The sequence below is a fragment of the Pseudomonas sp. lyk4-TYG-107 genome, from assembly GCF_030209055.1.
GTDB lineage: Bacteria > Pseudomonadota > Gammaproteobacteria > Pseudomonadales > Pseudomonadaceae > Aquipseudomonas > Aquipseudomonas putida_A.
This window is the reverse complement of sequence record NZ_JARVST010000004.1, coordinates 24,230-50,965: the sequence shown is the minus strand read 5'-3', so window position 1 is coordinate 50,965 and position 26,736 is coordinate 24,230. Positions and strand designations below refer to the sequence as shown.

The window sequence follows — 26,736 nt, the reverse complement described above, 5'->3', positions numbered from 1 at the left end:
TCTCAGTTCGCCACGCCGTCAGCGCGATGGCGCGGCAAAGCCAGTTGCAGCAGGTTGGATTCATTGGCCTGGTCGCGGCTGACTTCGCCGCGCAGCGCGCCTTCGCAGAGCACCAGAATGCGATCGGAAATGCCCATCACCTCCATGAGGTCGCTGGACACCACGATCACCGAAATACCGTCGGCGGCCAGGTTATGGATGATCTGGTAGATCTCGGCCTTGGCGCCGATGTCGATGCCGCGAGTCGGCTCATCGAGCAGCAGGACCTTCATCGGCATCGACAGCCAGCGACCGAGAATCGCCTTCTGCTGATTGCCGCCGGACAGGAATTTGATCTGCTGACCGGCGTGCGGGGTTTTGACTTTCAGCGCCTTGATCTGCTTGTCGGCGTTGCCCTTCTCCCACAGCCCGCGCAGCAGGCAGCCGAGGCTGGCATTGGCGCCGCGCGCGCTGATGTTGATGTTCTCGGCAACGCTGGCCAGCGGGATGATCCCCTCTTTTTTCCGGTCCTCGGGGCACAGCAGGATCCCGGCCGCAATCGCATCGCGCGGTGAGCGCAATTTCAATTCATGACCGCGCAATTCGAGACGGCCGGCGGTGGTGCGCTCAAGCCCGCTGAGCAGCCGGAACAGCTCGGTGCGCCCGGCCCCGACCAGGCCGAACAGCCCGAGAATCTCGCCCTTGTGCGCCTCGAAACTCACCGGCTCACGCAGGCCCGGGCCGAGCAAACCGTCGACCTTCAACGCCACCGCGCCGCGCGGGCGACTGCGGTAATCGTAGATGTCCTGAATGTCGCGGCCGACCATGCAGGTCACCAGTTGATCGTGGGTCAACTGGCTCATGTCATCGAAGGTGCGCACGTAACGGCCGTCCTTGAACACCGTCACCGCGTCGCAAATGCGGAACACTTCTTCCATGCGATGCGAGACGTAGAGCACCACTTTGCCCTCATCGCGCAGGCGACTGATGATCGCCATCAAACGGTCGATTTCGCGCGCCGAGAGGCTGCTGGTCGGCTCATCGAAGGCGATCACATGCGCGCCACGGGACAGCGCCTTGGCGATTTCCACCAGTTGCCGCTGACCGAGCGACAGGCGCCCGACCTTGGTCTGCGGATCGATTTCATCGGCCAGGCCCTTGAGGCAGGCCAGGGCATTCTGGCGCAGGACGCCACGATTGATCAGGCCGAAACTGGCCGGCAGATGGCCGAGAAACAGGTTCTCGGCCACGCTCATTTCCGGCACCAGATGCAGCTCCTGGTGAATCACCGCGACACCGCTGCCGATGCTGTCGGCGGTCGACTTGAACGCCATGGTCTGCTCGCCGATCTGCAGCTCACCACTGCTCGGGATGTAGGCGCCGCCGAGGATTTTCAGCAGGGTGGATTTGCCGGCACCGTTCTCGCCCATCAAGGCGTGCACCTGCCCCGGATGGGCGACGAAGCTGATGGCGTCCAGCGCCTTGACCCCGGGGAAGGTCTTGCCGATCCCGTTGAAGCGCAGGCTGCCGCCGGCGCTGCTTGAGTGTGTCTGTACTTGCGCGTGCATCTGAGTCACCTCTTCACACCGATCGAGCAGCCATCAATTCCACAGGCCGATTTTTTCCAGCTCTTGCTTGAAGTTCTCACGGGTGATCAGGGTGACGTCGTCCATCGCTGTGTACTTCGGCGGTTCTTTGCCGGTGGTGACCCACTCGTACATCATCTCGGCAGTCTTGTAGCCTTCGATGTGCGGGCTAGGCAGCATCGAACCGAAGAAACCGCTGTTGGGCTTTTTCAGCTCGCCGATGGCGTCGGTGCCATTGATGCCGATACCGATCACGTTGGCCGCAGCGAACCCGGCGGCTTCGGTGGCGCGCACGCCGCCGAGCACGGTGTTGTCGTTCATGCCGCCAATGATCAGGTTCTTCGCCGCGCTGGGCAGCTTGACCAGCGCCGAGTTGGTGGCGTCCATGCTGCCCGGCACGTCGAGGGTTTTCAGCGCGGCGGTCAGGATGTGGTCTTTCGGCAGGCCGGCGTCTTCGAGCGCCTTCATCGAACCGTCGGTGCGCTTCTTGCCGGTGTCGAGTTCGTTGTAGGTGTTGACCACCGCGTAGGTGTCTTTCCAGTCCCAGTTACGTTTCTTCGCCTCGGCGACCATCGCGTTGCCCTGCTTCTGGCCGACTTCGAACGCGGCCATGCCGAGGTACGGCACGTCCTCCATGAACTTGCCGTTGGCGTCGACGAAACGATCGTCCACGGCAATCACTTTGAGGTCATTGAGTTTGGCTTTGGCCATGATCGCCGGGCCGAGGGATACATCCGGCGGGCAGATCACGAAGCCCTTGGCACCGTTGGCGGCGAGACTGTCGATGGCCGAGAGGGTTTTCTCGCCGTCTGGCACGGCGATCTTGATCAGTTCGAAGCCTTTGTCCTTGGCGGCTTTTTCAGCAAAAGCCCACTCGGTCTGGAACCATGGCTCTTCAGCCTGTTTGACCAGGAAACCGATTTTCACGGCATCGGCAGCCAGCAGCGTACTGCTCAGACTGAACGCGGTGACCGCCAGGGCGGCACTGCACAGGGTACGAATCCCGAAACGACGTTTCATAAGCTGACTCCTTGTTATTTTTTTTGAGCGTTATTTGAAAAGCGTTAAAGCCTGGTTTTGCAATGTAGGACAAAAATAGTCATATCGTATGATGATTGGATTTCACGCGGAGTTCACCGCCTGAAACACGATCCACTCAGTCGTGGTACATCACCGAGCGCCCACCATCGATCGTGATGCACGAGGCGTTGATGAACGGCGCTTCATCACTGGCCAGAAACACCGCGGTCATCGCCACTTCGAGCGGCTGGCCGATGCGTTTCGGCGGGTGCAGATCGAATGCTCGCTGACGCTCGGCGTGCGGATCGGCAAAACCGTTCCAGTAATCGACGTTGAGTTGCGTCTCGATGTACCCCGGGGCGATGGCGTTGACCCGAACGCCCTTCGCCGCATATTCGATACCCAGCGCCCGGGTCAGCCCAAGCAGGCCGTGCTTGGCCACCGGATACGGGAAGCAGCCGGGAATGATGTGGCTGGAATGGGTCGAGGCGATGTTGATGATGCTGCCGACACCCTGCTCGATCATCTGCGGCAGCACGGCTTTGCAACCGTACCAGGCACCGTCCAGATCGATGGCGAAGCAACGACGCCAGTCTTCTTCGGTCATTTGCAGCGGGTCGCGGAACACGTTGACTCCGGCGCAGTTGACCAGCACGTCGATGCGCCCGTGCAGCTCGATCGCCCGTCTGGCCATGGCATGCAGGTCTTGCTGGCGCGAGACGTCAGCCTTGATCGCCTGCACATCGTAGCCCTTGTCGCGCCACTGGGCGGCAACCTTCTCGACCTTCTCTGCCTGAATATCGCTGATCACCAGTCTGGCCTGCTGCGAGGCGAACGTGGCAACGATCGCCTCGCCGATGCCTTGAGCGGCACCGGTCAGCAGCACCACCTTGTTTTTCAGACGCTCACCCTTCGGCGGCGCGGGCACCGGCGGCAAGGAAAGAGGTTCAGCCATGGATCAGGACTCCTGTTCGTCAGCACAAAAAAACCGGGCATCTGCCGATGTCCGGTCTGGAAAACTGTGAAAACGAAACAGGCAGGCGCGGCGAGCGACGCCGGTCCGTTGCGAGACGCTGACTCCGCTGAGGAGTGCGATAGAGGTTCGCTGCATCACTTCACCTGTTTTGTTCTTTTTAAGTGTGAGTGCGTGTTACTGCTGGAGCCGACTATAAACCCGACTGCCAAATAATCTCAATATATAATTTTGCATCCCATATTTTGGGATTTAGCCAGCGAAGCGTGTGCAAAGTTTGCCCGGCACATCCACCCTCATCGACAGGACTGCGCCATCCAGTGGATGGTTGCGCGGACTCTGGGCGCTGGTGATGTACAGGGTTTTCAGGTCTTCGCCGCCGAATACGCAACTGGTTGGACGGCTGACAGGCAGATCGATTTTACGGTCGACCTTGCCGTCCGGCGTAAGGCGCAGCAGGCAACTGCCGTCCCAACGGGCGTTCCAGACATAACCCTCGGCGTCGACTGCCGATCCGTCCGGGCCACCATTCTGGTCAGGGCCATACCAGATCTCGGCGTTATCCAGATTGCCGTCGGTGTGAATAAAATAGCGATTGAGCGCCCCGTCGAGGCTGTCGCCGAACAGCAGCGTGGTGCCGTCATCACTCCACAGCAGTGTGTTGGGAATGCCGAGACCGAGCAGCAATGGCGTGACACGCTGGTCGGGATCAATGCGAAACAAGCCGCCGGAACGACGCTCGATCGGCAGGTCTTCGCCGTTGTCACCGATGTTGTTCTGCATGGTGCCGAGCCACAGTCGGCCTTGGGCGTCGCAGCGTGCTTCGTTGGGTCGATTGCCGGGTTGCGGGTCGGCGATGCAGAACAGCGTGAGGCGTGGTTCGAGGCCCGGGGAATCGAGATCCAGTCGATACACGCCGCTGCTCAATGTCACCAACGCGTCGCCACTGGCACAGGGGATGAACGCGGAAACGTGCTCGGGCATCTGCCAGATCTGCACGTTGTTGCCGATCAGCCGCAGCGCCTGCTTGCCGGCGATATCGACCCAGTACAGCGCCTGGGTCGGTGCGTCCCAGAATGGCCCTTCACCGAGCCTGGCGCGGTGTTGGGTTACGGCGGTCAACGGCATATCGAATCCTTCATGTTGTTGTTTTAACTGTAGGAGTGAGCCTGCTCGCGATAGCGGTGGGTCAGTGACGACGATTGTGACTGACCCACCGCCATCGCGAGCAGGCTCACTCCTACAGGGGGATTTGTGTTTTCAACTGGCTTTTTTGTCGGCCATCACCTGCGGGTAAAAGCGTTTGATCGCCAGGTCGGCGTTGTCGATCAAGGTCATGCAGGCCCAGACCCCGCGTGCTGAATCACGGGCAGCAATGGCGTCGGCCATGTCTTTGTGGATCGGCAAGGTGCGACGCAGTTCATCGGGGTCGGCAGCGGAGACTTCAAACGACACGGCGAGCAAGGCGCCGAGGGCCGGGACCATTTGCTCGATGAACTGGTTGTGGCTGGCCGCCAGAATGCATTCGTGGAAGGACTGGTCGGCACGGTTGTAATCAATGCCGCTGTCGACCGCCCGCTCCAACGCGTTGTAGGCCAGTTGCACCGCGTGAATCTGCTCCAGGCTGGCGCGCTCGCAGGCCCAGCGCACAGCCATCGGTTCGATGGTGCGGCGCAGGTCGAGCAGGTCATCAACAAAGTTTTCCGGCAAACCGTTGCGTGAAAGCCAGCCGACGACTTGCGGATCGAACAGGTTCCAGCGCCGTACCGGTAACACGCGAGTGCCAACCTTAGGCCCGACTTCGAGCATGCCTTTGGCGACCAGGGTCTTGATCGCTTCGCGAATCACCGTGCGGCTGACACCTAACTGCTCGCCCAGATCCGCCTCGACCTTGATCGCCTGCCCCGGCTTGACCTGGCCAGCGGCAATCCAGCTGCCCAGCCAATCGACCGTTGATGCATGAAAGCTGCTGGACATGGACACCTCAAAGCAGTTGGCGATGGGTGTCCACGCTAATGATCATATGATTAACAGTCAATCGGGATTTTCTGCTGAATCATGAACCCCTGTAGGAGTGAGCCTGCTCGCGATAGCGGTGGAACAGTCAATGTTGATGGTGACTGACACACCGCTATCGCGAGCAGGCTCACTCCTACAGGGGGATTGTGATCAAGGTTCGAGGCCGATCCGGAAGAACTCGCCGCCACTCCATACGCCCAACCAGCGCTGCCCATCGATCTCACGACTGACCGCCAGTTCCACCAGTTGGTAAAACACATTGCGGTGAATCAACGCTTCGAGGTTGGTGCGCACGTGCACATAAGGCGCGGGTTCCTGAGTCACCGGGTCGATCTCGACGCGGATCGGATGTTCCGGCCCGGCCTCAGCAGTCTCTTCAACGTTGGTAGTGAAACGCAGGACCTGCGCTTCGCCCTCGCCTTCGGCTTCCACGGCAATCGCCACGAACGGCGCATCGTCGACTTTGATCCCGACCTTTTCGACCGGGGTAATCAGGAAGTAATCATCGCCGTCGCGGCGGATGATGGTGGAGAACAGCTTGACCATCGGCTTGCGCCCGATCGGCGTGCCCAGGTAATACCAGGTGCCGTCGCGGGCGATGCGCATATCGATGTCGCCGCAGAAGTCCGGGTTCCACAAGTGCACCGGCGGCAGGCCTTTGGTTTTGGGGATCTGTCCCAACAGGTCATTGGCTTTTTGCGGTCCACTCATGGCGTACTCCTTGGTTTATTGGTCGCCGACTCCCAGCAGGCTGCGCGCGTATTGCGCCAGCGGCGGGCCGATCAGGTCTTCCGGCTTGTTATCGTGGAACGTCAGTAAACCGCCACGACTCTTGATCCGTGCAGTATCAATCAAATACTGGGTGCTGGTCTCGATCAACATGATCTGAATCACCCCGCCATCGATGCCGAGGCGATCCACGGCTTCCTGATCGAGCCATTCGTCAGAGTTGCCGATACGGTCGTCAGCCTTGGCGAAACGGGTGTACAGCAGGTAGTGCGCGCCAGCATCGCGGGCTTCGCCCATCGCCTGATCGAGGCCTTCAGGGGCACGGGCGCGGCGGACCATCGGGAAGTATTCGACAAAACCCTTGAACGCTTCTTCGGCCACCACGTTCGGGCGCGGATAGGAGCCACCCGGCGGTGCAAATGCGCCCTGAGCGATGTAGATGAACGAATCCGGCTGAATGCGGAAATTGTTCACCCGACGGCTGTCGCTGTGATCCAGCAGCCCCGCGTCGCTCATCTGATAGCGAGTGCCTTCGGCCATATCGCTGACAGTCATACAGCCGCCAAGCGCCAAAACGGCCAGCAGCAAAACCAGGCTACGCATCCTCATCCTCCAGAAGCCGGTGACGGAAAACCGGCGAATGGCCGTTGGATGCAGCTTTTGCGCCAGCTCAGGATCTTCGTCGAATGATGAATCGCTTTCGCGAGCAGGCTCGCTCCCACAGGATTGCGCAAAACCCAGTGGGAGCGAGCCTGCTCGCGAAAAAGAGGGATCAGCCGCCGATGATCTTCATGATTGTCGCGCCACCGGAGAACGCCACTTCCTGCTTGTCGCCCAACGCCTTGACCAACAGACGCTGCAACGCCGGCAACGCCTGATGGCGAGGCTTGTCGAGCAGATCACCGACATAGTGGCGGTTGCTCGACGACAGGCAGCCATGCAGCCAGCCGGTCGACGACAGACGCAAACGCGAACAGGTTCTGCAGAACGGCACGCTTTCGTTGGCGATCACGCCGAAATGGCCGCGGCCCGGTATCGCATAGCGCACGGCCGTGGCATCCACCGGCGCATCTGCCTGGGCGTACTCGTAGCGCTCGCCGATCAGGCTCAGCAGTTGCTGCAGGCTGACGAACTGTTGCAGGAAGGCGTTGGAGTCGGTGGCGAGGTGGCCCATGCGCATCAACTCGATGAAACGCAACTCATAGCCCCGTTCCAGGCAGTAATCGAGCAGCGGCATCACCTGATCCAGGTTCTGCCCACGCAACGGCACCATGTTGACCTTGATCTTCAGTCCCGCCGCTTTCGCCTGGTCCATGCCATCGAGCACGGTCGCCAGATCGCCGCCACGGGCAATGCTGCGGAACGCACCGGCATCCAGGGTATCGAGAGAAACGTTGATCCGGCGCAGGCCGGCATCCACCAGCAGCGGCAGCTTCTTCGCCAGGAGTTGACCATTGGTGGTCAGGCTGATGTCTTCCAGGCCCATCTTGCCGACGGCACTCATGAAAGATTCGAGTTTGGGGCTGACCAGCGGCTCGCCACCAGTGATGCGCAAGCGCTCGATGCCGGCGGCTTCGATCAGATAAGCCACGCCGCGGGCCATGGCCTCGGCCGACAATTCATCCTGCGCAGCCACCAGCCGCTTGCCGTTGGGCACGCAGTAGGTACAGGCGTAATTGCAGGCTGAAGTCAGGCTGATGCGCAAATTGCGAAAACGCCTGCCTTGACGGTCAACGATCATGATCACTCCGGCGATAGAATTTCGAGCCGCTAAAACTTGACTCACAAATCAAGTTTTAGCAAGCCCTATGCCTGAGTATATTCCTGCGGTACTGCGTCATGTAGCGAAATCATGGCGCAATAAGGCCGCTGAATGATTCAGCTGCTCGGTGTTTCCGGGTCGCGCTTGCGCTTATTGCCCATGCGCACGCCGATGTCCATCAGGAACTGGAAGAAACCTTCCTGATCTTCCAGCACATTGCTCCAGAACGGCGAGTGATACAGCGCCACCGCGCCGTGCACCAGCGCCCAGGACGCGCAGTAGTGGAAGTATGGCGGCACGTCTTCGAGCTTGCCTTCGCTGATCCGGCCTTTGATGAGCAGGGTCAGGCGTTCGAAGTTCGAGGCACGGATCTTGTGCAGCTCCTCGACCATTTCCGGCACCTGATTGCCTTTTACCACCTTCTCTTCGAGACGGTCGAACAGGCGGTAGCGCTGCGGGTCGCGCATGCGGAATTCGAAGTAGGCACGGGACAGCGCTTCCTTGTCCTTGTCGACATCGGCCGAATGCAGCAGCTCGTTCAAATCACGCTCGTAATCGAGCATCAGGCGCAGATAGATCTCGGCCTTGGATTTGAAATGCTTGTAGATCGTGCCTTTGCCGATACCCACGGCATCAGCAATCATCTCGACGGTGACGCTGTCTTCACCTTGTTCGAGGAACAGCTTGAGCGCGGTATCGAGAATTTCTTGCTCGCGGCGACGAAACTCACGGACCTTACGAGGTTCTTTGTGCATAAGAAAAGGTCTGTAGGGGTCAAAATTCGAAGCCGCGTATTATGCCTAACTTGCACAAAAATGCACGGATCATCCGACCATATCTGCGTTTCTTGTTCATTTTGCGAACGCCAGGGGTGCAATGAGAACTCAACTGAAGCGCACGTATTCCAAATTTGTTTAAAAACCCCGACCGGCTAACTGGACTGAACGCCAGACTGATCAATACTTGAACTGTCGGCCGGCATCTCCCCCAAGTGCCGTGCCGGTAAAGGTACCAAGGGACCGCGTGCCTTTGTTTTACTCCTAATGGTCTTAACCCGGATTCACCCCCCAGAACCCGGGTTTTTTTTGCCTGCGATTTGGCGGTGACCTACATGGCAGATTTGACAGAGGCCAGCGAAAACAGGCGCTTGAAGTTCTCGGTGGTCTGCTCGGCAAACCGCTCGTAGCTCTCCCCACGCAGCATCGCCAGAAACTCAGCCACCTCACGCACGTACTGCGGCAGGTTCGGTTTGCCGCGATAAGGGATCGGCGCCAGATAGGGCGAGTCGGTCTCCACCAGCAAGCGATCGGCCGGCACCTTGCTCGCCACGTCGCGTAGGGCGTCAGCATTGCGGAAGGTGACGATGCCCGACAGGGAAATGTAGTAGCCCATGTCCAGCGCTGCTTTGGCCATGTCCCAGTCTTCGGTGAAGCAATGCAGCACACCGGCCTGGGGCAATGCCGCTTCACGCAGCAGCTCAAGGGTATCGGCACGGGCGCCGCGGGTGTGGATGATCACCGGCTTACCAGTCTGCTGTGCGGCTTGCAGGTGCAGGCGGAAGGATGCCTGCTGCAGCTCGGCGGCTTCCGGTTCGTAGTGATAATCCAGACCGGTTTCACCGATCGCCACCACTTTCGGGTGATTGAGTTCGTGCAGCAGCCAGTCAAGTGCAGGCGCCGCGCCCGGTTGCACATCCAATGGGTGCACACCAACCGAGCAATCGACGTCGTCATAGCGCTCGGCGAGGGCTTTGACGTCGGCGGCGTTATCGGCACTCACGCCGATACACAGGAAGTGCCCTACCCCGCGTTGGCGAGCCGCATCGAGTGCAGCATCCAGCGAGCCGTCATGGGCGGCGAGGTCGAGGCGATCAAGGTGACAATGGGAATCTACGAGCATAAAAGAGACTGCAACTTACATCGTATGAGTGGGACGGTCGGATTTCAGTGCTCCGGCCAGATGGGTTTCAATGCGACTGCGGGCGGTGTTGTCGCCTTCATTGAATTGCACGCCGACACCGGCGGCACGATTTCCTTGCGCGCCTTTGGGGGTAATCCAGGCGACCTTGCCGGCCACCGGAATTTTCTCCGCCTCGTCCATCAAGTTCAGCAGCATGAACACCTCGTCGCCCAACTTGTAGCTCTTGTTGGTCGGGATGAACAGGCCACCGTTCTTGATGAACGGCATGTAGGCGGCGTAAAGCACCGATTTGTCCTTGATCGTCAGGGACAGGATGCCGTTGCGCGGCCCCGGGCTGATGGCTTCATTCATGTTGACCTCCACTGCTGATGTTCAGAGTCTAGGTACACATTCTTATCTTTGACCAGGCAATCCCGCCCATTGCACCAACAACGCTTCCAGCAGCAGTGCCGGGTTGAGGTTGGCTTTGCTCAGGACTTTCTGCCGCTGGGCGAGAATCCAGTCCTGAATATTGAGGACTTTGCCTTGGGCGCTTTTTTGCGCCAGGTACTGCACGACTTTACGCATATCGGTCAGGCCGAGGCCGTTTTCATCCTGGGTCAGTTGATAACGCAGTATCAGGCTCGACCAGTCGCAGAACCAGTCGAACAGGCGCAGCATCGGAATGCTTTTCCACTCTTCGGCCAGTTGCGTCGGCGATTGCTGCTGCTTGAGCAACTTCTTCACCCCTTCGACCACCTGCGCTCGCTGTTCGCGTACGCCCTGGGACTGCAGACTGACTGCCGCCAACGGCGAGCCTGCCGCCAGCGTCAGCAATTCGATGCGCTCCTCTTCGGAGCACTCCGGCAGCGCCTGCGCCAGCCATTGCAGGCTCACGGCCTCACCCGGCAGCGGACACGCCTGCTGCACGCAGCGGCTCTTGATTGTCGGCAGCAAACGGCTCGGCTGGTGGCTGACCAGCAACAGCACAGTATCGCCGGAAGGCTCCTCCAGGCTTTTTAGCAAGGCGTTGGCGGCGTTGATGTTCATCGACTCCACCGGCTCGATCAGCACCACCTTGCGCCCGCCCAACTGCGCGGTCTGCACCACGAAACTGACCAGATCGCGCACCTGATCGACCTTGATCGCCTTATCGGCTTCTTCCGGCTCAAGGATGTAATTGTCCGGGTGGCTGCCGGCCCTGAGCAACAGGCAGGATTTGCACTCGCCGCACGCCTCGGGCGTCGGACGCTGACACAGCAGGCTGGCCATCAGGCGCTCGGCCAACGCGCGCTTGCCGATCCCGGCCGGGCCGTGCAGCAAGTACGCGTGGGCGTGCTGGCTACGTCCGGCCAGTTGCTGCCAGAGGCTGTCCTGCCATGGATAGGCCTCAGCCACGAATCAGCTCCAGCAAGTTCGGAATCAAGGTATCCAGCGCTTGCTGAACCTTGACCAATGACTGACCGGCATCGATGCGCACATAACGCGCCGGATCAGCCTCGGCGCGCTGCAGAAATGCATTGCGTACCGCTTCGAAAAACGCCCGGCCTTCCAGTTCAAAGCGATCCAGCCGACCACGGGCAGTGGCTCGAGCCAGGCCGATTTCCACCGGCAGATCGAAAATCAGCGTCAGATCCGGACGCAGGTCGCCCTGAACGAACGTCTCCAGCGCAGCAATGCGTTCCAGCGACAAACCACGACCGCCGCCCTGATAGGCGTAAGTCGAGTCGGTGAAACGATCGCACAGCACCACCGCGCCGCGAGCCAGCGCCGGACGGATCACTTCGGCCAGATGCTGGGCGCGCGCGGCGAACACCAGCAACAGCTCGGTATCGGGGTTCATGACTTCATCGGCCGGGGCCAGCAGCACATCGCGAATGCGCTCGGCCAGTGGCGTACCGCCGGGCTCGCGGGTCAGCACTACTTCGACACCTTCGGCGCGCAGGCGCTCGGCGAGGTATTCGCGGTTGGTGCTCTTGCCGGCGCCTTCCGGGCCTTCCAGGGTAATAAACAAGCCAGTCACAGGCAGTCCTTAATCAAAGTCATTGCGCGTTTTGCGGTGCCGCTGTCTCAGGCTCGGCAGCAGGGGTCGGGGCTGGCGCAGGATCCTGAGGTGGAACCTGCGGCAGCACCTCAGGAGCGGTATCCGGGGACGCCGCGGGAATCGCCTCCTCCGTCGCCGAGGCAGGCGCATTCGCCGGGGCCGGGCTGGAGCGGTAATCGGCGCGGCGCTTGAGCTGGAACTCGCGCACCGCGCTGTTGTGCGCATCCAGATCATCGGAGAACACATGGCTACCATCGCCACGGGCGACAAAATACAGACTGTTACCTTCCACCGGATTGAGCGCGGCATGAATCGCCTCGCGACCGACCATGGCAATCGGCGTCGGCGGCAATCCGGGGATCACATAGGTGTTGTAGGGCGTCGGCTCCTTGAGATGAGCTCGGGTCAACTTGCCGGTGTAGCGATCGCCCAGGCCGTAGATCACGGTCGGGTCGGTCTGCAACTGCATGCCCAGCGCCATGCGACGCACGAACACGCCGGCAATCTGCCCACGCTCCTGCGGCACACCGGTTTCCTTTTCCACCAGCGAGGCCATGATCAGCGCCTGATATGGCTCGCTGTACGGCGCATCAGCCGAGCGGTTCTCCCACTCCTTGGCCAACACCTCGTCGAGGCGGTCGAAGGCTTTCTTCAGCAATTCGACGTCGGAAACACCGCGCACAAAGCGGTAGGTATCCGGGAAGAATCGCCCTTCCGGGAACAGCCCGCGATGGCCGATTTTCTCCATCACTTCGCTGTCGCTCAAGCCCTTGAGGGTCTGCTCGATCTTTTCGTCTTTTGCCAGCGCGGCACGGACCTGGTGGAAATTCCAGCCCTCGACCAGTGTCAGGCTGTACTGCACCACTTCGCCGCGCTTCCACAGGTCGATCAGACCGTTGACGGTCATCCCCGGCTGCATGCGGTATTCGCCGGTATGGATCGGTGTGCCGGCCAGATTGAAGCGCCAGTAGATGCGCAACCAGAAGGCGTCCTTGATGACACCATCGGTTTCGAGTTCAAGAAAGGTACGGGTCGGCGTCGAGCCTTTCGGCACATCCAGCAGTTCTTCCTGCGTGATGTTCAGAGGCTGTTCCAGCGCCGAATGAATTTTCCAGGCGCTGGCGCCCATCAGCAGCCCTGCCAGAACCAGTCCGGTTTCCAGCAGCAGCAAGAGTTTACGTCTCACGAATCAAGCATCCAGTAGCGCGCGGGCAATGGTTTGCAGTTTACGGGTGAGCGGGCCAACCGGCCAGCTCAGTGCAGCGTAGGCACGTACCGGCCAGACGCCATACACGCTGTTGCAAACAAAGACTTCATCAGCCCATTGCAGCTGTTCGAGGCTGATGTCGGTGATTTGAGTGGGGATGGCCAATGACTCGGCCTGAAACAATATTTCAGCACGCATCACACCGGCCACGCCACAGCGCTTCAGATCCGGGGTGATCAGTACGCCGTCGCGCACCAGAAACAGGTTGCTGAACACGCCTTCGATGACGCGCCCGGCCTGATCGAGCATCAAGCCTTCGGCATGTTCGCCATCGTGCCATTCGGCGCGGGCGAGCACTTGCTCCAGACGATTCAGATGCTTGAGACCGGCCAGCAACGGCTGGTTGGATAACCGCGTGACGCAGGGAAACAGGCGCACGCCCTGCTCGCCATGCACGGCAGGATAAGCCGCAGGCGGACTGCGTTGCAGAATGCGTCGGCCCTGCGCCGCAGGATCGGGTGCGTAGCCACGCAAGCCGTCACCACGGGTGAGAATGAGCTTGAGCACGCCCTCGCCCATTGCCGCGGCATAAGCCAGTAGCTCGCTGCGAACCCGCTCGATATCCGCGGCGATGGCCAGACGCGAGCAGCCCTCGGCCAAACGCGTCAGGTGACGATCCAGCAATACCGGCTGGCCGCCGTGCACGGCAATGGTCTCGAACAGACCATCACCGTAAGCCAGGCCGCGATCTTTCAGCGACAGAGCGTCAGCCGGTTGACCGTCGACCCAGCTGTCCATCACCCGGCGAACCGACGGAATGCCAATGTGCCGTTGGTGCCGCCAAACCCGAACGAGTTGGACAGTACGACGTCGATGTCCATGTTGCGCGCAGTGTGCGGCACGAAATCGAGATCGCAGCCTTCATCCGGCTCATCGAGGTTGATGGTCGGCGGTGCCACCTGACTGTTGATCGCCAGTACGCTGAAGATCGCCTCGACCGCGCCCGCCGCACCCAACAGGTGACCGGTCATGGACTTGGTGGAGCTGACCGCCAGGTTGTAGGCGTGCTCACCGAACACGGTCTTGATCGCGTTGGCTTCGGCAAGATCGCCGGCCGGGGTCGAAGTACCGTGGGCGTTAATGTACTGCACCTGGTCGATGTTGATCTTCGCATCGCGCAGCGCATTGGTGATGCAGCGCGCTGCACCAGCGCCATCAGCGGGTGGCGACGTCATGTGGAACGCATCGCCACTGGTGCCGAAGCCGATCAGCTCGGCGTAGATCGTGGCGCCACGGGCCTTGGCGTGCTCGAGTTCTTCGAGTACCAGCGCACCGGCACCGTCAGACAGCACGAAGCCATCACGGCCCTTGTCCCATGGACGACTGGCGCGAGTCGGCTCGTCGTTGCGGGTCGACAGCGCACGGGACGCGCCGAAGCCGCCCATGCCCAGACCGCACGCGGCCATCTCGGCACCGCCGGCGATCATTACGTCGGCCTCGTCGTACATGATGTTGCGCGCCGCCATGCCAATGCAGTGCGTACCGGTGGTACAGGCAGTGGAAATGGCGTAGTTCGGCCCCTGTGCACCCAGGTGGATGGACAGAAAACCGGAAATCATATTGATGATCGAGCCTGGCACGAAGAATGGCGAAATTCGACGCGGGCCCGTCTCATGCAGGGTACGGCTGGTTTCTTCGATGTTGGTCAGACCGCCGATGCCCGAGCCCATGGCCACGCCAATGCGCTCACGGTTGGCGTCGGTGACTTCCAGACCGGCGTTGCGAACAGCCTGAAAACCCGCGGCCAGACCGTACTGAATGAACAGGTCGAGCTTACGTGCTTCCTTGACCGACAGGTATTCCTCGACATTGAAGCCCTTTACCGAGCCGCCAAAACGGGTGGAATAGGCAGAAAGGTCGGTGTGTTCGATCAGACCAATGCCACTGCGGCCAGCCAGAATGCCCTGCCAACTGCTCGGCACATCCGTGCCCAGTGGCGACAACATACCCATACCGGTGACTACGACGCGTCTACGCGACACAGCACTCTCCTTTTTCAAATGACGACTTTGCATCAGGCCTAAAGAAAAAACCGCACGCCATGATGGCAGTGCGGTTTTTCCATGACAGCAGACAACGATTACAAACTATTACGCCTGGTGGCTAGTAACGTAGTCGATTGCAGCTTGTACAGTAGTGATCTTCTCAGCTTCTTCGTCAGGGATTTCGGTCTCGAATTCCTCTTCCAGAGCCATCACCAGCTCAACGGTGTCAAGGGAGTCGGCACCCAGGTCTTCAACGAAGGAAGCAGTGTTGACCACTTCTTCTTCTTTAACGCCCAGTTGCTCGGCAACGATTTTCTTGACGCGCTCTTCGATGGTGCTCATACCTTGTTTTCACTCCTAATGGACAAATTCAGGCAGCTGGCCAGTGGGTAAGTGTATAGAAAGGCTTTTCAGCTTTTCAACTGAAAGCTTCACTCCTCAAACCCTGCGGCCCTCTGCCTATAAATAGATTGCAGCTTTATAACGGATTTTAGACAGCTCGTATGACATTTTTTTGAAGCAATCCGTCACATTTTACTTACATGTACATCCCACCGTTCACCGGGATTGTAGCCCCAGTGACGTATGCCGCACCGTCGGATGCAAGAAAAGCGACCACCGAGGCGATCTCTTGAGCTTGTCCCAGACGGCCCAGCGGAATCTGCGTCTGCAAGGCTTCACGCTGTGCTTCCGGCAGTTCGCGGGTCATATCGGTGTCGATGAACCCAGGGGTTACCGAGTTGACCGTAATCGAACGCGAACCGACTTCACGCGCCATCGCACGGCTGAAACCTTCCAGACCGGCCTTGGCGGCTGCATAGTTTACTTGGCCTGCGTTGCCCATGGCACCCACCACCGAGCCAATACTGATAATTCGGCCCCAGCGCGCCTTGGTCATGCCACGCAAAACGCCCTTGGACAGGCGATACAGACTGTTCAGGTTGGTATCGATCACGTCGTACCATTCATCGTCTTTCATGCGCATCATCAGGTTATCGCGGGTGATGCCGGCATTATTGACCAGAATCGCCGGCGCGCCGAACTGCTCCTGAATGCTCGCGATCACGGCGGCAACGGATTCGTCGCTGGTGACGTTCAGCTCCAGGCCGGTACCTTGAATGCCGTGCTCCTTGAGCGTGGCAGCAATCGCCTCGGCACCCTTGGCGGAGGTCGCAGTGCCAACAACGATGGCGCCCTGACGACCCAGTTCCAGTGCGATAGCCTGGCCGATACCGCGGCTTGCACCGGTGACCAGTGCAACTTTACCTTGCAGACTCATGCAAGTTTCTCCTGATTCAGGCCAGCGCTGCACGGGCGGCAGCGAAAGCGTCTGGGGTATTGAGATTGGAAGTCGAAACGCCTTCGGCGCAACGTTTGTTCAGACCGGCCAGCACTTTGCCCGGGCCGCACTCGACCAGACTGGTAGCGCTTTTGGCAGCCAGCGTCTGAACCGATTCAACCCAGCGAACGGGCTTGTACAGTTGTTCGAGCAGATCACGCTTGAGGGTCTCCAGATCGGCCGGCACTTGCGCGCTGACGTTCTGTACGACCGGGATCTGCGGCGCCTGCCAGTCGATGGCGGCGATGGATTCGGCAAAGCGCTCGGCAGCCGGACGCATCATTTCGCAGTGCGATGGCACGCTCACTGGCAACGGCATGGCACGCTTGGCGCCACGGGCCTTGCAGCCCTCGATGGCACGTTCAACCGCAGCCTTGGCGCCGGCAATCACTACCTGACCCGGCGAGTTGAAGTTCACCGCGCTGACCACTTCGCCCTGCGCCGCTTCGGCACAGGCTGCCAGCACGTCGGCATCTTCCAGACCGAGGATGGCAGCCATGCCGCCCTGCCCGGCCGGAACGGCTACCTGCATCAACTGTCCACGGCGCTCAACGAGCCTCACCGCGTCAGCCAGGCTCAGGCTGCCGGCAGCAACCAGCGCGCTGTATTCACCCAGGCTGTGACCGGCAACAAATGCCGGACGCGCGCCACCTTCAGCCAGCCACAGACGCCACAGAGCGATCGAAGCGGTCAGAATGGCCGGTTGGGTTTTGTCGGTTTGATTGAGCAGCTCTTCCGGGCCCTGCTGGGTCAGTGCCCACAGGTCATAGCCCAGAGCAGCGGAGGCTTCTTTGAAGGTTTCGAGGATCAACGGATATTCCGCGCCCAGCTCGGCCAGCATGCCGAGGGACTGCGAACCCTGTCCTGGAAAGACGAATGCGAGGGAAGCAGACATGTAACAAGCCCCTAATGATCTTGTCGTCGAAAATGACGCCCCACTGGGGGACGCAAGAAACTGACAGTTGGATGGCCCTTTGAACCGGGCGGTCACATTTAAGCATTGTCCGACGAAAACGCCTAAGACAACAGATCCTCCAGACGACCGTGGAGGCGTTCGGGCAGGTTCTCCTGAATCTCGATCAGCGCGCGTTGAATCGCACTCTGAAAACCCTGAACCCCGGCCGAACCGTGACTTTTCACCACGATACCCTGCAAGCCGAGGAAGCTTGCGCCGTTATGTCGCGCCGGTGCGAGATCCGCCTGCAGGCGCTTCATCAATGGCAGGGCCAAAGCACCTACCACGCGGGAAGCAAAGCTTTTCCTGAACAAGGCCTCAATGCGCGCGGCGATCATCGTCGCCAGGCCCTCGCTGGACTTGAGCAGGATATTGCCGACAAAACCGTCACAGACCACCACATCCGCCTCGCCGCGATACAGGCCATCGCCCTCGACAAAACCGATATAGTTAATGCCGCGCGCCGCCTGCAACAAGGTCGCCGCCAGCTTGACCTGCTGATTGCCCTTGATGTCCTCGGTGCCGATATTCAGCAACGCGACACGCGGCCGGGCGATGCCCAGCGTCTGCGCCGCCACCGAGCCCATCACCGCGAACTGCAATAGATGCTCGGCGCTGCAATCGACGTTGGCGCCCAGGTCGAGCAACTGGCAATAACCCTTCTGCGTCGGAATCGCCGCCACCATCGCCGGCCGATCAATCCCCGGCAAGGTCTTGAGCACAAATCGCGACAGCGCCATCAACGCCCCGGTATTGCCGGCACTGACACAGGCCTGAGCCTTGCCGTCACGCACCAGTTCAAGGGCGACACGCATCGACGAGTCCGGCTTGCCACGCAAGGCCTGGGTCGGCTTTTCGTCCATGGTGATGACTTCAGACGCCGGGACAATTGTCAGGCGCGCGCGATCGGCAGCCGATTGGCCGTTGATCAGTTCTTCAAGTAGGGAGGGTTGACCGACGAGGGTCAGGTGCAGCGAGGGCGTAGCAGAAAGGCAAGCAAGGCTGGCCTGAACAATGCTGCGGGGACCGAAGTCCCCGCCCATTGCGTCAATCGCGATGACTTGAGCGGACAAGTGATTACTCGTCAGCGCCCTTGTCGATCACTTTACGGCCACGGTATACGCCTTCTGGCGATACGTGGTGACGCAGGTGAACTTCACCAGTGGTTTTTTCTACAGACAGGGTGCTAGCCTCGAGAGCGTCGTGCGAACGGCGCATGTCACGGGCAGAGCGGGATTTTTTGTTCTGCTGAACAGCCATAATTGATTAACTCCTAAACGTTTGGGTCACGCTTTAACTGCGCCAATACACTGAACGGGTTGGACCGCGTTACCTCGTCCTCGCTCGGTTCGGGCTCATCTGCTCCCGCCGGCTGCTGGCATTCTTCCGGATGATGAGCAGGCACAATGGGCAAGGCGAGCAGAAGCTCCTCCTCGATCAGTGACTGCAGATCCAATGGATCTTCGCCCAGTTCCAGCACGTCATAACCTTTCGGTAACGACTGGGTATTCGCACCCTCCTTCACTACAGCGTAACTGCATTCGCTGTGGATCGGCAGGGTGACCAGCTCAAGACAACGCTGGCAAACCATTTTGACTTCGGTGTCGATAAAGCTGTGGATCACCACAGATTTACGTTCATCTCGTTCAAAAACGAATTTGGCCTGCACCGTACCGACATCGTCGGAAAGCGGGTCGCAGAGTCTCTTCAAATCGGCCAGCAGCAGTTCACCTTGAAGGGTGGTGCCACGGTCAGCCAATTTGCGCGGGTCAACGTGAGGTGGAATCGGGTCATTCAACATAGGCGCAGCATTATAGGGATGCACCCACCCATGTCAAAGGAAATTGTGCCCTGTCCGTCACTTGCGTGCCTCCGCTAGAATTCGCACCTGCCTCAGGAGACGCCAATGCTGCCTTTATTACTCGCCTCAAGCTCGACTTATCGCCGGGAATTACTCGCCCGCCTGCACCTGCCGTTCGTCTGCAGCTCGCCGGATATTGACGAAAGCCACCGACCGGGCGAATCCGCCATCGAACTGGTCAAGCGCCTCGCCGAACAGAAAGCCCGCGCACTCGCCGCGAGCCATCCCGCTCATCTGATTATCGGCTCGGACCAGGTCGCAGTGCTCGGCGATCAGATCATCGGCAAGCCACACACCTTCGACAAGGCTCGCGAGCAACTACTCGCCGCCAGCGGCGCCAGCGTGACCTTCCTCACCGGCCTGGCCCTGCTCAACAGCCAGACCGGCCACTGCCAGGTCGACTGCGTGCCGTTTACCGTGCACATGCGTCAGCTCGACGAGGCGCGAATTGAACGCTACCTGCGCCTGGAGCAGCCCTACGACTGCGCCGGCAGCTTCAAGGCCGAAGGTTTGGGCGTGAGCCTGTTCCAATCCACCGAAGGGCCTGACGCCACCAGCCTGATCGGCCTGCCGCTGATTCGCCTGATCGACATGCTGCTGGCCGAGGGCGTGCGAATCCCTTAACGCACAAAAAACCGGCCATTGAGGCCGGTTTCTTTTCAACACTGCACCACGCTTAACGCAACGATGGCCCGTGGAACCCCATCCACATCGCCAACTGCTCAGCCACACTGGCGCCAAGTTTCTTCGAGAAGCGGTCGAACGGCGATTCCTGCACAGTGAAATCCACCAGCTCTTTCTCGCCGATCACATCCCGCGCCACGGAACTGGCATTGCCCAGACCATCGATCAAGCCCAATGGCAGCGCCTGCTCGCCGGACCAGACCAGCCCGGAGAACAGCTCCGGATGCTCCTTGTCCTTCAGGCGATCGCCACGACCCTGTTTGACACTGTTGATGAACTGCTTGTGCGTTGTATCCAGTACGGTCTGCCAGAACGCAGTCTCGTCAGGCTTCTGTGGCTGGAACGGATCCAGAAACGACTTGTGCTCGCCCGAGGTATAAGTGCGACGCTCGACGCCGAGCTTGTCCATGGTGCCGACGAAACCGTAACCGGCGGCCGTTACACCGATGGAGCCGACCAGACTGGCCTTGTCGGCATAGATCTGATCCGCAGCACTGGCGATGTAATAGGCACCGGACGCACCGAGATCGGAAATCACCGCATACACCTTGGTATCCGGGTGCAGACCGCGCAGACGCTTGATCTCGTCATACACATAACCCGACTGCACCGGACTGCCGCCAGGACTGTTGATCCGCAGGATCACACCCTTGACCTTCTTGTCCTCGAAGGCCGCACGCAGGCTACCGACAATGTTGTCGGCACTGGCAGGCTCCTTGTCGGCAATCATGCCGGTGACGTCGATCAGCGCGGTGTAGTTCGGGCCACGGGTGGCGCTCTTTTCCATGTCCATCAGCGGCGTGAACAGGATCAGCGCAACAAACAGATAAACAAACGTCAGCAGCTTGAAGAAAATCCCCCAACGCCGTGAGCGACGCTGCTCCTGCACACTGGCCAGCAAAGTCTTTTCCAGCAGCTTCCAGCTTTTCTCGTCACCGTCGTCGGCACTTGCCTTGGCCGGTGCTTTCCATTCGTCGGTCATGCGCTGTACCCCAGCAAAAACGTATTAAGCCTGCTGCCCCAGCCAGGCGTGCAATTCACTAAAACGGTCGATCGACAGGCGCGGCTCGAACTGCTGCAGCGACTCGATCGACTGCGCGCCGTAGCTGACCGCCACCGACGCCATGCCCGCATTACGCGCCATCAGCAGATCGAAGGACGAATCCCCGACCATCAGCGCCTGCTCGGGCCGCACGCGACAATGCGCGAGAATCTGCTCGAGCATCAGCGGATGCGGCTTGCTCGCGGTCTCGTCGGCGGCACGGGTGATATCGAAATAATCTTCCCAGCCATTGGCCTTGAGCACCCGATCCAGCCCACGACGATTCTTGCCGGTCGCGACCGCCAGGTGATAGCCCTGCTCGCGAAACGACGCCATCGACTCGACTACACCCTCGAACAGCGGCGAAGGCACGGCTTCTGCCGCGATGTAGTGATCAGCGTAATACTCGCGAAACGAGGTCATCTCGGCATCACTGATGTCCGGGTACAAGGTGCGGATCGCCTCGGGCAAGCCCAAGCCGATGATGCCCTTGACGGCAAAATCATCACGCAACTCGAAACCGGAACGCGCGGACGCAGAATGCATCGCCTCGACAATCCGACCAATGGAATCGGCGAGGGTGCCGTCCCAATCGAAAATCAGCAGTTTGTAATCAGATGGGCGCACTCAATCGCTCCACGGTCTTGGCCCACATTTCATCCACTGGTGCCTGCAACTTGAGCTCGCCGCCATCGGGCAGCGGCACGGTCAGCATGTAGGCGTGCAGGAACAGACGTTTGCCGCCCAGATCACGGATTTCCTTGCTGAAACCGTCATCGCCGTACTTGGTGTCGCCGGCAATGCAGTGCCCGGCGTGCAACGTATGGACGCGGATCTGATGGGTGCGACCGGTGATCGGCTTGGCTTCGATCAGAGTGGCAAAGTCGCCGAAACGACGCAGGACCTTGAACACGGTCACCGACTCCTTGCCCTCCTCCTCGTCAACCTCGACCATGCGCTCGCCGGAGCGCAGATTGCTCTTGCCCAGCGCCGCACGGACTTGCTTGATCGAGGTCGCCCAATTGCCGCGCACCAGCGCCATGTAACGCTTGTCGACACCGTCACCGCGCAAGGCGGCGTGCAAGTGCCGCAACATGCTGCGCTTCTTGGCGATCATCAGCAGGCCGGAGGTGTCACGGTCGAGACGGTGAACCAGCTCCAGTTCCTTGGCATCGGGGCGCAACTGACGAAAGGCTTCGATCACCCCGTAATTCAAGCCACTGCCGCCGTGAACCGCAATGCCGGCGGGCTTGTTGATCACGATCAGGGCTTTGTCTTCGTAGACAATCGAGGCTTCCAGGCGCTGTAACAGGCCTTGAGCCAATGGCACCGGTTCGTCGCGCTCAGGCACACGAACCGGCGGCACGCGCACGATATCGCCGGCCTGCAGCTTGTATTCGGGCTTGATCCGCCCCTTGTTCACGCGCACTTCGCCTTTACGCAAAATGCGGTAAATCAAGGTCTTGGGCACGCCTTTGAGCCGGGCAAGGAGGAAATTGTCGATTCGTTGGCCGGCATACTCCGGCGAGACTTCAAGCAGTTGAACGCCTGGAGTCGAAGGGGCAGTAGTTGTCATGCCGCGGATGATAACAATTTTTATGGAATTGAAGCACTTAATCATTGCTGCTATAGTCGCGAACGCCGCCAAAAGCGGCCTGGACAGCGGAACCACGGTCAAAAACCGGCCCTGACCAACGCAATTCACCAGGACGCGAGGCCGTCCTACGGGGCTTTCGCTACGTAACGGTGGAGTTTGCAGTTGTAACAAGCGCAGGTGACATGAGGCCTGAATTACACCGTCGAGCAGAGTTTTCACTCGCCTGACAGGCAAATATTCGAGGCCAGTTCACAAAGTGCAGTCAGCTGCAGATGACCCCGAGCGAAGGCTTCGGAAACATCGCCTGAATTAGCCATGATGCGTGACCTCCCCTTTCGGAGCTCACGGTAAATGCCAACCCGCTGCGGATTCTGCGCGCGGCAGCACCCGAATTATCAGGGATACGTGTAGGGTGGAGATGCACAACCGCCGGACTGTGTAGCAATAGGCTTTATCAAGACGCTTCATCTCGTCCACAGCCGCTGGTTGATTCCTCCTCCTGACTGAGTGCTTAAGTAGCCACAGCAAGCAGGACGCGTACGTCGCGATATCGGCCCAATTGGCCTGACATCGCTGGACACGGGAATGGCCAACCACTCCCGACGCACCTGACACCGACCGTGAGAAGTCGTGTGTGCCGAACGCCGTTTCCGGCAGCCCGGAAACCGACGGTACTACATGAAAAGAATGCTGATTAACGCAACTCAACCCGAAGAGTTGCGTGTTGCACTGGTAGATGGCCAACGCCTCTACGACCTGGACATCGAATCCGGTGCACGCGAGCAGAAAAAGGCCAACATCTACAAAGGCCGTATCACTCGCATCGAACCAAGCCTTGAGGCTGCCTTTGTCGATTTCGGCTCCGAGCGCCACGGCTTCCTGCCCCTCAAAGAAATCTCCCGCGAATACTTCAAGAAAGCCCCTGAAGGCCGCGTCAACATCAAGGACGTCCTGAGCGAAGGCCAGGAAGTCATCGTTCAGGTCGAAAAAGAAGAACGTGGCAACAAGGGCGCCGCCCTGACCACCTTCATCAGCCTGGCCGGTCGTTACCTCGTGCTGATGCCGAACAACCCGCGTGCCGGCGGTATCTCCCGTCGCATCGAAGGCGAAGAGCGCAACGAACTGCGTGAAGCGCTGAACGGTCTGGTTGCTCCAGCCGACATGGGTCTGATCGTGCGCACTGCCGGCCTGGGCCGCAGCAGCGAAGAAATGCAGTGGGACCTCGACTACCTGCTGCAACTGTGGACTGCCATCAAAGAAGCCTCGCTGGATCGCTCCGCGCCATTCCTGATCTATCAGGAAAGCAACGTGATCATCCGCGCCATCCGCGATTACCTGCGCCAGGACATCGGCGAAGTGCTGATCGACAGCGTTGAAGCCCAGGACGAAGCCCTGACCTTCATCCGCCAGGTGATGCCGCAGTACGCCAGCAAGATCAAGCTGTACGAAGACAGCGTGCCGCTGTTCAACCGTTTCCAGATCGAAAGCCAGATCGAGACCGCTTTCCAGCGCGTCGTCGAACTGCCTTCCGGCGGCTCCATCGTCATCGATCCGACCGAAGCCCTGGTGTCCATCGACATCAACTCGGCGCGTGCCACCAAAGGCAGCGACATCGAAGAAACCGCGCTGCAGACCAACCTTGAAGCCGCCGAAGAAATCGCCCGTCAGTTGCGCCTGCGCGACATCGGCGGCCTGATCGTCATCGACTTCATCGACATGACCCCGGCCAAGAACCAGCGCGCCGTGGAAGAGAAAGTCCGCGAATGCCTGGAAGCCGACCGCGCTCGCGTGCAGATCGGCCGCATCTCGCGCTTCGGCCTGCTGGAAATGTCCCGTCAGCGCCTGCGTCCATCGCTGGGCGAAAGCAGCGGCATCGTCTGCCCGCGCTGCAACGGCACCGGCATCATCCGTGACGTCGAATCGCTGTCGCTGGCGATCCTGCGCCTGATCGAAGAAGAAGCCCTGAAAGACCGCACGGCCGAAGTGCGCGCTCAGGTGCCGATCCCGGTCGCCGCGTTCCTGCTCAACGAAAAACGCAACTCGATCACCAAGATCGAACTGCGCACCCGTGCCCGTATCGTCATTCTGCCGAACGATCACCTGGAAACCCCGCACTTCGAAGTTCAGCGTCTGCGTGACGACAGCCCGGAAGCCGCGACCAACCAGTCCAGCTACGAAATCGCTGCTGCCGCTGCCGAAGTCGAAGAAGTCCAGCCAGCCGCGGCGACCCGCACCCTGGTTCGCCAGGAAGCCGCGGTCAAGACTGCGCCGGCCCGTGCCAATGCGCCGGTGCCGACCGAAGTCGCCGCGCCTGCCGCTGCTGCACCGGCTCCGGTTGCCGCGCCAGAGCCAAGCCTGTTCAAGGGCCTGGTGAAATCGCTGGTCAGCCTGTTCGCGACCAAAGAAGAGCCAGCCGCTCCGGTCGTCGTTGAAAAACCGGCCACCGAGCGTCCGGCCCGCAACGAAGAGCGTCGCAACGGTCGTCAGCAGAGCCGCAACCGTAACGGTCGCCGTGATGAAGAGCGCAAGCCGCGCGAAGAACGTGCACCGCGTGAAGAACGCGCCCCACGCGAGCCGCGTGAAGAGCGTCAGCCACGTGAAGCCCGTGAAGTCCGCGAGCCGCGTGAAGCCCGCAGCGAAGCACCGGCCGCTCGCGAAGAACGCGCACCCCGCGCTCCGCGTGAAGAACGTGCACCACGTGCGCCGCGCGAAGACCGCAAGCCACGTGGCGAGCGTGAAGAGCGTGTACGTGAACTGCGCGAACCACTGGACGCCGCTCCGGCTGCACCCGTAGCAGCTGCCGCTGCCGCTGTGGTCGCAGAAGAGCGTCCGGCCCGTCAGCCACGCGAAGAGCGCGCACCGCGCCCACCGCGTGAAGAGCGTCAACCGCGTGCCGAGCAGGCTGCTGCCGTTGCTGAAGAAGAAGTGAACAGCAACGAAGAGCAACTGCCGGAAGACGGTCAGGACAACGCCGAAGGCGATCGTCCACGTCGTCGCTCCCGTGGTCAGCGTCGTCGCAGCAACCGTCGCGAGCGTCAGCGTGATGCCAACGGCAACGTGATCGAAGGTTCGGAAGAGTCCGAGTCCGGCGAACACGCTGAAACAACACCAAGCGCTGCCGATCTGGCTGCCGGCCTGGCCGTCACTGCCGCTGTTGCCAGCAGCGTGATCAGCGCTCCGGCCGAAGCACAGGCTCACGAGCAAGCCGAACGCGCCACCGCCGCTGTTCAGGAAACCGCTCCAGTGGAAGCGCCGGTTGTTGAGGCCACTACCCCAGTGGAAGTGGTTGCTGCTCCGGAAGTCGAAGTGGCACCGGTTCAAGAAACACTGCCTCAGGTTGAAGCTGCTGCACAACCTGCCGTTGAGGCGCCAGTCTTGGCCACAGAGCCGGTTGCTGAAACCGTCGCTGAAACCGTGACCGAAACCGTGCGTGAAGTTCGCGAAGAACAGACCGCGTTCAACTGGGTTGCCGAGCCTGCCGTCGCTGAAACTCCAGCGCCAGTCGTTGAAGCCCCAGTGGTTGAAGAAGCCAAGGCTGCCGCGCCAGTGGTCGAAGCCGCCGAACCTGCTCCAGCGCCAGTGGTTGAAACACCGGTGGTCGAAGCGCCAGTGGTTGCCGAAGCCCCTGCTCCAGTGGCTGAAGCCGCTCCGGTCAGCGCCCTGACGCCAAACGGCCGTGCGCCAAACGACCCACGTGAAGTGCGTCGCCGCAAGCGTGAAGCCGAGCGTCTGCAGAAGGAAGCCGAACTGGCTGCCGCTGCTGCTCCGGCTGCTGAAGTGGTCGAGGTTGCTGCGGTGACTGAAGAGGCCGTGGTTGAGTCGGTGATCGCCGAAGCACCACGCTCCGTTCAGGACGCGGTGGAGCATCACCAAGCGGCCGAGGAAAAAGAACACGAGCCTAAACCGCTCGTCTGATTCCGCAAGCCAATAAAAAGCCCCGCCTGAGCAATCAGGCGGGGCTTTTTCATGCCTCCAGTTCAAGCATCGCCCCGACT

At 60.3% G+C, this 26,736-nt stretch carries 27 protein-coding genes; 2 read left to right on the top strand and 25 right to left on the bottom strand.

All coding sequences use genetic code 11. The features are described from left to right. Window positions 1-2: 2 nt before the first annotated feature. The 22 genes from araG to QRN61_RS04140 all read right to left on the bottom strand — a co-directional run bounded on the left by araG (window position 3) and on the right by QRN61_RS04140 (window position 19,358). On the bottom strand, window positions 3-1,547 hold the full coding sequence (gene araG / locus QRN61_RS04245) for an L-arabinose ABC transporter ATP-binding protein AraG (protein ID WP_285373298.1): 1,545 nt from the start codon (window positions 1,545-1,547) through the stop codon (window positions 3-5). A 33-nt stretch (window positions 1,548-1,580) separates the two neighbouring features. After that, window positions 1,581-2,585: a substrate-binding domain-containing protein gene (locus tag QRN61_RS04240; RefSeq protein ID WP_027612369.1), complete on the bottom strand. Its 1,005-nt coding sequence runs from the start codon at window positions 2,583-2,585 to the stop codon at window positions 1,581-1,583. Between the two features lie 136 nt (window positions 2,586-2,721). Beyond that, a complete protein-coding gene (locus QRN61_RS04235) occupies window positions 2,722-3,540 on the bottom strand; it encodes an SDR family oxidoreductase (protein ID WP_027612368.1) in 819 nt (272 codons plus the stop codon). A 270-nt stretch (window positions 3,541-3,810) separates the two neighbouring features. Then, window positions 3,811-4,686: an SMP-30/gluconolactonase/LRE family protein gene (locus QRN61_RS04230; protein WP_135296330.1), complete on the bottom strand. Its 876-nt coding sequence runs from the start codon at window positions 4,684-4,686 to the stop codon at window positions 3,811-3,813. A gap of 132 nt (window positions 4,687-4,818) precedes the next feature. After that, entirely contained in the window at window positions 4,819-5,535 is a 717-nt protein-coding gene (locus QRN61_RS04225; protein ID WP_096794885.1) for a FadR/GntR family transcriptional regulator, read from the bottom strand. Window positions 5,536-5,727: 192 nt separating this feature from the next. Further along, the gene (locus QRN61_RS04220) at window positions 5,728-6,288 is read right to left on the bottom strand and encodes a DUF1285 domain-containing protein (protein ID WP_097088448.1); all 561 of its coding nucleotides are present in this window, start codon (window positions 6,286-6,288) and stop codon (window positions 5,728-5,730) included. 15 nt (window positions 6,289-6,303) lie between these two features. Then, the gene (locus QRN61_RS04215; RefSeq protein ID WP_007967613.1) at window positions 6,304-6,909 is read right to left on the bottom strand and encodes a DUF4823 domain-containing protein; all 606 of its coding nucleotides are present in this window, start codon (window positions 6,907-6,909) and stop codon (window positions 6,304-6,306) included. A 169-nt stretch (window positions 6,910-7,078) separates the two neighbouring features. Further along, window positions 7,079-8,047, bottom strand: a complete 969-nt coding sequence (locus QRN61_RS04210) for a GTP 3',8-cyclase MoaA (RefSeq protein ID WP_027612364.1) — start codon at window positions 8,045-8,047, stop codon at window positions 7,079-7,081. 137 nt (window positions 8,048-8,184) lie between these two features. Continuing rightward, window positions 8,185-8,823 (bottom strand): TetR/AcrR family transcriptional regulator, encoded by a 639-nt coding sequence (locus QRN61_RS04205; RefSeq protein WP_007950805.1) that lies wholly within the window; start codon window positions 8,821-8,823, stop codon window positions 8,185-8,187. A 352-nt stretch (window positions 8,824-9,175) separates the two neighbouring features. Continuing rightward, entirely contained in the window at window positions 9,176-9,967 is a 792-nt protein-coding gene (locus tag QRN61_RS04200) for a TatD family hydrolase (protein ID WP_285373296.1), read from the bottom strand. 15 nt (window positions 9,968-9,982) lie between these two features. Then, entirely contained in the window at window positions 9,983-10,339 is a 357-nt protein-coding gene (locus QRN61_RS04195) for a PilZ domain-containing protein (RefSeq protein ID WP_027612362.1), read from the bottom strand. A gap of 42 nt (window positions 10,340-10,381) precedes the next feature. Beyond that, window positions 10,382-11,365 (bottom strand): DNA polymerase III subunit delta', encoded by a 984-nt coding sequence (locus QRN61_RS04190; protein ID WP_285373295.1) that lies wholly within the window; start codon window positions 11,363-11,365, stop codon window positions 10,382-10,384. Further along, on the bottom strand, window positions 11,358-11,990 hold the full coding sequence (gene tmk / locus QRN61_RS04185) for a dTMP kinase (protein ID WP_285373294.1): 633 nt from the start codon (window positions 11,988-11,990) through the stop codon (window positions 11,358-11,360). The genes QRN61_RS04190 and tmk overlap by 8 nt, the downstream gene beginning before the upstream one ends. A gap of 19 nt (window positions 11,991-12,009) precedes the next feature. Then, window positions 12,010-13,197, bottom strand: coding sequence for an endolytic transglycosylase MltG (gene mltG / locus QRN61_RS04180; RefSeq protein ID WP_285373293.1), 1,188 nt, complete (start codon window positions 13,195-13,197; stop codon window positions 12,010-12,012). A gap of 3 nt (window positions 13,198-13,200) precedes the next feature. Further along, on the bottom strand, window positions 13,201-14,016 hold the full coding sequence (gene pabC, locus QRN61_RS04175; protein ID WP_285373292.1) for an aminodeoxychorismate lyase: 816 nt from the start codon (window positions 14,014-14,016) through the stop codon (window positions 13,201-13,203). Beyond that, on the bottom strand, window positions 14,016-15,260 hold the full coding sequence (gene fabF, locus QRN61_RS04170; RefSeq protein ID WP_027612357.1) for a beta-ketoacyl-ACP synthase II: 1,245 nt from the start codon (window positions 15,258-15,260) through the stop codon (window positions 14,016-14,018). Before fabF ends, pabC begins: the two co-directional genes overlap by 1 nt. Before the next feature lie 108 nt (window positions 15,261-15,368). Beyond that, on the bottom strand, window positions 15,369-15,605 hold the full coding sequence (acpP, locus tag QRN61_RS04165; protein WP_003175607.1) for an acyl carrier protein: 237 nt from the start codon (window positions 15,603-15,605) through the stop codon (window positions 15,369-15,371). 196 nt (window positions 15,606-15,801) lie between these two features. Further along, a complete protein-coding gene (fabG, locus tag QRN61_RS04160) occupies window positions 15,802-16,542 on the bottom strand; it encodes a 3-oxoacyl-ACP reductase FabG (RefSeq protein WP_027612356.1) in 741 nt (246 codons plus the stop codon). A 16-nt stretch (window positions 16,543-16,558) separates the two neighbouring features. Then, window positions 16,559-17,497 (bottom strand): ACP S-malonyltransferase, encoded by a 939-nt coding sequence (gene fabD, locus QRN61_RS04155; RefSeq protein ID WP_285373291.1) that lies wholly within the window; start codon window positions 17,495-17,497, stop codon window positions 16,559-16,561. A 122-nt stretch (window positions 17,498-17,619) separates the two neighbouring features. Beyond that, window positions 17,620-18,630, bottom strand: a complete 1,011-nt coding sequence (plsX, locus tag QRN61_RS04150) for a phosphate acyltransferase PlsX (protein ID WP_285373290.1) — start codon at window positions 18,628-18,630, stop codon at window positions 17,620-17,622. Window positions 18,631-18,634: 4 nt separating this feature from the next. Continuing rightward, the gene (rpmF, locus tag QRN61_RS04145) at window positions 18,635-18,817 is read right to left on the bottom strand and encodes a 50S ribosomal protein L32 (protein WP_003179396.1); all 183 of its coding nucleotides are present in this window, start codon (window positions 18,815-18,817) and stop codon (window positions 18,635-18,637) included. A gap of 13 nt (window positions 18,818-18,830) precedes the next feature. After that, the gene (locus QRN61_RS04140; RefSeq protein WP_003204262.1) at window positions 18,831-19,358 is read right to left on the bottom strand and encodes a YceD family protein; all 528 of its coding nucleotides are present in this window, start codon (window positions 19,356-19,358) and stop codon (window positions 18,831-18,833) included. Window positions 19,359-19,463: 105 nt separating this feature from the next. Here QRN61_RS04140 and QRN61_RS04135 point away from each other — a divergent pair, with 105 nt between their 5' ends. Beyond that, a complete protein-coding gene (locus QRN61_RS04135) occupies window positions 19,464-20,042 on the top strand; it encodes a Maf family protein (protein ID WP_285373289.1) in 579 nt (192 codons plus the stop codon). Between the two features lie 52 nt (window positions 20,043-20,094). On the opposite strand, the gene sppA is transcribed toward QRN61_RS04135, so the two are convergent. The 3 genes from sppA to rluC are packed head-to-tail and all read right to left on the bottom strand — an operon-like array spanning window position 20,095 to window position 22,720. Further along, window positions 20,095-21,084: a signal peptide peptidase SppA gene (sppA, locus tag QRN61_RS04130; protein ID WP_027612352.1), complete on the bottom strand. Its 990-nt coding sequence runs from the start codon at window positions 21,082-21,084 to the stop codon at window positions 20,095-20,097. Window positions 21,085-21,108: 24 nt separating this feature from the next. Continuing rightward, window positions 21,109-21,771, bottom strand: a complete 663-nt coding sequence (locus QRN61_RS04125; RefSeq protein WP_285373288.1) for an HAD-IA family hydrolase — start codon at window positions 21,769-21,771, stop codon at window positions 21,109-21,111. Continuing rightward, window positions 21,758-22,720: a 23S rRNA pseudouridine(955/2504/2580) synthase RluC gene (gene rluC, locus QRN61_RS04120; RefSeq protein WP_007950779.1), complete on the bottom strand. Its 963-nt coding sequence runs from the start codon at window positions 22,718-22,720 to the stop codon at window positions 21,758-21,760. The genes QRN61_RS04125 and rluC overlap by 14 nt, the downstream gene beginning before the upstream one ends. Window positions 22,721-23,419: 699 nt before the next feature. Between rluC and rne the strand changes: the two genes are divergently transcribed. Beyond that, a complete protein-coding gene (gene rne, locus QRN61_RS04115) occupies window positions 23,420-26,656 on the top strand; it encodes a ribonuclease E (RefSeq protein WP_285373286.1) in 3,237 nt (1,078 codons plus the stop codon). The last annotated feature ends 80 nt before the right edge of the window (window positions 26,657-26,736 follow it).